The sequence below is a fragment of the uncultured Campylobacter sp. genome, assembly GCF_937997465.1.
In the GTDB taxonomy this organism is placed as follows: Bacteria; Campylobacterota; Campylobacteria; order Campylobacterales; family Campylobacteraceae; genus Campylobacter_A.
The window spans coordinates 1-6,494 of the sequence record NZ_CALKTQ010000265.1; the positions used below are offsets into that span (position 1 = coordinate 1).

Annotated in this window: 5 protein-coding genes; all 5 read right to left on the bottom strand. The window is 46.2% G+C overall.

What is annotated here, in order from left to right:
* Window positions 1-355: 355 nt before the first annotated feature.
* Window positions 356-766: a Fur family transcriptional regulator gene (locus tag Q0546_RS08700; protein WP_298792251.1), complete on the bottom strand. Its 411-nt coding sequence runs from the start codon at window positions 764-766 to the stop codon at window positions 356-358.
* 848 nt (window positions 767-1,614) lie between these two features.
* Window positions 1,615-3,462 carry a 1-deoxy-D-xylulose-5-phosphate synthase gene (dxs, locus tag Q0546_RS08705; RefSeq protein ID WP_298792263.1) on the bottom strand — a complete coding sequence of 616 codons (1,848 nt, stop codon included), beginning with the start codon at window positions 3,460-3,462 and terminating at the stop codon, window positions 1,615-1,617.
* Complete coding sequence (gene fliH / locus Q0546_RS08710) at window positions 3,462-4,274, bottom strand: flagellar assembly protein FliH (RefSeq protein ID WP_298792253.1); 813 nt, start codon at window positions 4,272-4,274, stop codon at window positions 3,462-3,464. The genes dxs and fliH overlap by 1 nt, the downstream gene beginning before the upstream one ends.
* On the bottom strand, window positions 4,271-5,302 hold the full coding sequence (gene fliG, locus Q0546_RS08715) for a flagellar motor switch protein FliG (RefSeq protein WP_039895120.1): 1,032 nt from the start codon (window positions 5,300-5,302) through the stop codon (window positions 4,271-4,273). The genes fliH and fliG overlap by 4 nt, the downstream gene beginning before the upstream one ends.
* On the bottom strand, window positions 5,302-6,494 hold a 1,193-nt coding region (fliF, locus tag Q0546_RS08720; RefSeq protein WP_298792262.1), incomplete at its 5' end, for a flagellar basal-body MS-ring/collar protein FliF. The genes fliG and fliF, both read right to left, overlap by 1 nt.

Below are 6,494 nucleotides of genomic sequence, written 5' to 3' on the forward strand. Positions count from 1 at the left end.
TGCATCCAAACGTGAAATTTCAGCAGTGGGTAACACAGACGTTTAAAACGACGATTCCGCAGACCGCGTTTGAGCTCGTCACGCCCGCGCATCTAGACGACGAGAACCCGAGCGATGGGTTTTTGATCTGGGTAAATCGCATCGCGGAGTGAGGTTTAGTATGAATTTAGGTTAAGATGCAAAAGATCGCTGTTTTGGCGCTACCAAAGCTCTTGCGGGTATAATTTATTCTTGATAAAAGCTCGCTTGCAGGATCAAAAACAGCTGCAAATTTTATTAGCATAAGCCCGAATTTAATTCGTTATAAAGCTATAAACGAGAGAAAATTTAGCTCGCCAAAAGGTAAGCCAAAAGCCTAATGGCGGCAGTTTTTGCAGTCTTTTACAGTTACGAGCACGTTCATCTTTTCGATGAAATTTCCGAGCTTTCTTTCCAAGCTTTCCTTGTACTCGTTCAGCGCCTCGCAGAAATTATAGTCCTCGACGTGCCCGCAGCTCTCACATACGACGTGGATGTGCGGGTAGCTAAAGATGTCGTAGCGCGCCTTTTGATTTGGCATGTTTACCTCGACGACGAGGCCCTCGTCTTTAAGCATATTTAGGTTTTTGTACACCGTTGCAAGCGATACGGACGGATTTTCGGCACAGATCTCTTCGTAAAGCTCATCGATCGTCGGATGCGTGTGGCGGTCGAGCATCTTGAGCACGCTGAGGCGCTGCGGAGTAGCTTTGAGGCCGTGATTTTTGAGAAGTTCCATATAGTTCATAGTTTTTCCTGATATTTTTTGCTAAATATACAAAAATTTTATTTAAAACTTCTTTATAGTTGGTAATATAAATTATTATTTACTAAAATTTGTGTCATTTGTAGTCAAATTTATACTTTTTACGAGTTTAAGCGCTATACTCAAGGTAAATTTTAGACCTTTGGGCTTAAATTTGAATGCGATTTAAATTTGATGGTTTGCTCGCCGAATTTAAATAAAAATCCTACTTTTTAATGCGACATAAATTTTGTTATCGATCGTTGCAACCGAACGCCGCTTATCATCGCTACCGTAAAATTTATTTTTTGTCGGTTGCGGCGATATCACAACGTTTTAGATACGGCTACGTTTTTCAAGCAAAGGCGTAAAAATAGTTTTCGCTAATTGCGATTTTAAATTTAAACAAGCTTCTGTACCTTGCTGCACGGCTAAATTTACGAGCAAAAATCTACTTAAATTTTACCTTTTTGATAAAATCCGCGTCCAATCAAGCACCGGCGCCAAATTTAAGCATTATAAACGGCAAAAACGAAAGTCTGTAATGTTTTTTAGCGATTTTATCCTAGGGCACAGCGAGCGAAACAAACCTTAGCACAAAAGCCTATCGCGACTCAAATTTAACCCAAAAATTCGCTCGCAAGCCAGTCCGTAAAAAAGATAAACGAAGATAAAAATAAATAAAACCGGCTTGATGCGCACAAATTTGCCTGTGCCGTTTAGGAGTGGTAAATCAAAGTAATAGCGGCGGGACCGAGTATAAAAAGGTTTGTTTCGCTCAAATTTTTCGCCTTCTCCGCCTAAATGCGCTCGCCAAAATGCATAAAACCGAAACGCAAAAAAGCTTCAGCTTAAATTTGATCCGCAGACTTGGCTAAAATTTTCTTGCAAATGCTTGCCGCATCGATACCAAGAGCCTTCTCGACGTCGGCCGTAGCGCCGTGCGGGATAAACGCGTCGTCAAACTCAAAACTAACGATGTGCACGTCAAAAATACGTCGCTCCTGTAAAAACGCAGCTAAAATCTCGCCTACGCCGCCTTTTTTTGCCGTATCTGAAAAGACGTACCAAATTTTATGCTTGCGCGCGAGCTCTTGCAAAAGTTCGCTATCAAGCGGCTTGACAAATACCAGATCAATAAGGCTTGGGTCAAATTTGCCGTTCGTTTTTTCAAGCAAAATTTTGCGCGCCGCGTTTGCCTTGCCCACGCCATTACCGTAAGCGATAAATGCCGCTTCGCCACTACTCTCGACCAAGATTTCGCCTTTGCCAAGCTCAAGCTCTCGCGCCTCAAATTCGCCCTGCGCCAACGCAAAAGCTCCGCGCGGATAACGAAAAGCGCAAGGCCCCTCGTGTGCGTATGCGTAGCGCATCGCGAGCCTAAAACTATCGGCGCAGCGAGGCGCGAAGATCGTCAAATTCGGGATCAAATTTAGATAGCTAACGTCAAAGGCGCCCTGATGCGTCTCGCCGTCCTCGCCGACGATGCCCGCGCGGTCCATCGCAAAGACGACGTTTAGATTCATGATCGCGCAGTCGTGCACGACCTGGTCAAACGCCCGCTGCAAAAAGGTCGAATAAATCGCGATAAATGGTTTAAAGCCCTCCTTCGCCATCGCGGCCATCGAGGCGACGGCGTGCTGCTCGGCGATCGCAACGTCCCAAAATCTATCCGGAAACTTCTCCATCAAAGCGTCTATACCCGTGCCCGTAGGCATCGCAGCGGTCACTCCGACGATATTTTTATGCTCGCTAGCTAGCTGGATCAAATTTTCCGCAAATAGCGCGGTGGCCGATTTGGCGGCTGATTTTTTGATAGCTTCGCCGCTTTGTAAATCAAACGGGCTCACGCCGTGCCAGCTGGCTAGATGCCCCTCGGCCTTTTCGTATCCCTTACCCTTTAGCGTCTGCGCATGTACGACGACGGGCTTTTTCATGCCTTTTGCGACGCCAAAAGCCTCAATAAGCGCCTTCACGTCGTGACCGTTTACGGGACCGATATACTCAAGCCCCAGCTCCTCAAAAAACATCCCGGGCGTAAAGATCCTAATGCCCTCCTCCATCCTGCGCGCCATATACGCGGCGCCATCTGGCATATAGCTCAAAAATCGCTCGACGCGGCTTTTAAACTTCTGATACAGCGGCCCCGCCATCATCTGCGAGAGGTAGTTGCTAAAGGCGCCGATGGGCTTGCTGATGCTCATTTCGTTGTCGTTTAGGACGATGACACAGGGATTTTTGATATCGCCTAGCTCGTTTAGCGCCTCATACGCGATACCCGCACTCATCGAGCCGTCCCCGATAAAAGCCACAGGGATGCGATCCTCGCCTTTTAGCTTGATCGCCTTTGAAGCGCCGACTGCAAGCGAGATAGAGGTGGAGCTGTGTCCGGCGATAAAGTAGTCGTATTTACTTTCGGAAGGCTTGGTGTAGCCGCTGATACCGCCAAATTTTCTAAGCGTGTCAAATTTATCCCAGCGTCCAGTGATTAGCTTGTGCGCGTAGCTTTGGTGGCTAACGTCAAATATAAACGGATCTTTTGCTGCGTCGAAAACATAATGCATCGCGACGATAAGCTCGACTGCGCCGATGTTTGAGCTCAGATGCCCGCCGTTTGCGCTGACGGTTTGTAAAATTTTATCACGGAGCTTTCCGCAAAGCGCTTCGAGCTCCTCCATATTCATAGATTTTACGTCTATCATTGTCCTATTATCTTTTTGATTTTTTCTAGTCTGGCTTCGATCGTGCCCTCGAGGTTGCCCGCGTCGCTAAGCACGATCGCTCCGCCCGCGCTGATGGCTTCGTCGGCGGAGATTTTGACGTTTTGACCGGAGAAATTTTCTTTGATAAACTCGTAATCTTTCGGATTTACTTTGACTTGCACTTCTTTGGCGTCTTTTATCTCGCTAAAAAGCTCCTTACAGATAGCTGCGGCGATGTTTGCCGAATTTAGCGAAATTTCTTTTTTCACGACCTCTTTGGCTATATCAACTGCTGTAGCGGGTAGCTGCGCTTCGCTAGATGCGATGAGGCTTTCAAATTTAGCTGCCTGCTCCTCTAGCTTATTTATAGATCCCAGATATCTACTCTCAAGCGCTCTTAACTCCTCGTCAAATTTAGCCGCCGCCTCATCTCTGCCCTGCTTTATGCCGTCTTCTTTAGCGCGCTGGATCTCGCTCTCTAGGCGTTTAGCAAATTCGTTTTCTTGGTTTTCGATTTGCATTTGCAGCTTTATCATACTGCCACTCATCTCGTCGGTACGCTTTAACAGCTCCTCGATAAAGCTTGACTCAGGCTTAAAATGCCCACCTTGCTCTTTTGCGTCGTTTAAATTTGAGCTCTCTTGCTCGCCGTTTAAGGCTCGGTCGTTATGCTCGGTCGCACGGCCGGATTCGCTTTCGTGGGCCGAGCGTGTATCCTCGCTTCTTTTTTCCTGACCTAAAATTTTAAACCGATAGTTTTCTACAAAGTGCTCTTTTGAGCGCTCATTTGTTATTACGCTACTTTTCATTCTATCATCTCATCGCTTTCGCCTATTTGGAACGCCCCGCTTTCGGCTAGGGCCTGAACCTGCTCCACTATGCGGCGCTGCGCCTCTTCGACGTCTTTTACGCGCACCGCTCCCAAAAACTGCATCTCCTCTTTAAACGAATCGCTGGCGCGTTGAGACATACTGGAGAGAAATTTATCTCTCAATGCGTCGCCGCTACCTTTTAGGGCAATCATAAGGTCTTTTTTATCGACGTTTTTAAGTATTTCGCGGATAGCTGCTTGATTGAGGGTGTTAATATCCTCAAAGGTAAACATAAGCTCTTTGATGGTCGTAGCGAGCTTGTCGTCGACGTCCTCGATATATTCGATCGTAGCTTTTGACGCTTTTTGACCGAGGCGGTTTAACACCTCTGCCACGGCCCTTGGTCCGCCGACTTCGACCTTGTAGGACGTGAGGCTCTCTAGTTTGCCTTCTAGCACCGTTGAAACGCGTTTGATTATAGACGGGCTGATGTCGCCCAAATTTGCCATTCTCACGACGACCTCGCTTCTAAGCTCGTTATTAAAAAACGAAAGCGTCTCGGCTGCGCTGGTTGAATCCATATGCGCCAAAATAAGCGCGATAGTCTGCGGATGTTCGTTAACAATAAAGTCTGCAAGCTGCTGAGGCTTGACCTTGGTAAGATAACCGAAGCTCTTTGTGTTTTCCATGCTTTTTGCGAGCTTGTCGAGTATCTTTTGCGCAGCTTCCGGACCAAAGGTGCGGTATAAAATTTCTTTCGCGTACTCTAAGCCGCCGCTTCTCATATACTGATTTGACTGCATGAGAGCGTAAAATTCTTCTAAAACCGCAGCAGCTACGCTTTTGTCGGTACTCTTTGCGGTAGCTATATAGCGCGAAATTTCGGTTATGACGTCAACCTCCATATGCGAAAAAAGCAGAGTCGTGACATCTTCGCCTAGCTGAATAAGCAAAATAGCGACCTTTTCGGGCATCGAAAGGTCGTCGTAAATCATCTTTTGTTGTTCATTTAACTTTATTGCCATTAAAAGTCCTTACGGTTGCTAAAGTCCGAATCGTTTTTTATCATATCTTGAAGCAATACGGCTATCTCTTCGCTGCGATCTTGAACGACTAGTTTCATCTTTTCTAGTAATACATCGTAGCGCAGGTCGTCCTCGTTAAAGTTATCTCCGATACCCAGCTGCTCCTCAACCTTTTTCCTAGCTGCTTGAAATTTCTCTAAAGTATCTTCGCTATCCTCGAGCTGAACCTCATTTTCGGATAGATCGATCTCTTCTTCTTTTACGTCCTCAAGCATTTTGGTCATAAACGGCGTAATGACTTTCTTGTAGAATACATATAGTAAGATCGCTACAAAAAGATACTTTAAGATAGGTAAAAACGGTACTACGTAAAGCTCGAAAAAGGACTGAACTTTGCTAGCCGGCGTCTGTCCGTCTTGACGCTGGAACTCAAAGTTACTAACCGTGACCTCGTCGCCTCTGTTTTGATCAAAACCGATAGATTGGCGAATAAGAGCGTCTATACGCGCTAGCTGCTCTTTATCAAGCGGTACGTAGGCTATTTCGCTAGTTGGATTTCCTTTTTCGTCCTTTTTATTTTCGTATTTTCCATCTACGACGACAGCGGCGCTTAGGCGGTTTATCTTAGCAAACTGATCCTTGACGCGCTCGACTTTTTTTGAGATTTCATAGTTTGTCGTAGATGAGCTTTTTGAGTACAGCTCTTTCATTTTACCGTCTTGCAGGCCTTCGACCGGACCGATATTGCTCACAGCTCCCGGCACGCCTTGCACTTCGGCTTCTTTGCTACCTTGGCGTTTTTCTTCGACGTTTTGTTCGCTTCTAGCTACAGAGTTTGGATCAAAGGTCTCGCTTTGGCTATCTTTTCTAGCAAAGTCAAAGTCTATCGTTACCTTTGCTACGACCTTATCCGAGCCGCCCACGATAGGCGATAGGACGTTTATGATCTTTTCTTCAAGATTGTGCTCGGCGTCGCGTTTATAGCGGATTTGTTGCGTAATCTGATCGCTATCGTATTCGCCGTCCTCCTCGCCTAGCGGTACTCCGTCCTGGCTCACGATTTTGACTTGCTCTGGTTTTAAATTTGCCACCGCGGCCGCGACTAAATTTTTAATGCCGGTAATTTGTTTTAAATTTAAGCTCTGTCCGTCTTTTAAATTTAATACGATAGACGCACTTGGCGGAGTGGCTC

Coding starts and splice junctions, on each gene's coding strand:
- Q0546_RS08700 (WP_298792251.1), bottom strand. CDS start 766: ATGAACTATATGGAACTTCTCAAAAATCACGGCCTCAAAGCTACTCCG.
- fliH (WP_298792253.1), bottom strand. CDS start 4,274: ATGAAAAGTAGCGTAATAACAAATGAGCGCTCAAAAGAGCACTTTGTA.
- fliG (WP_039895120.1), bottom strand. CDS start 5,302: ATGGCAATAAAGTTAAATGAACAACAAAAGATGATTTACGACGACCTT.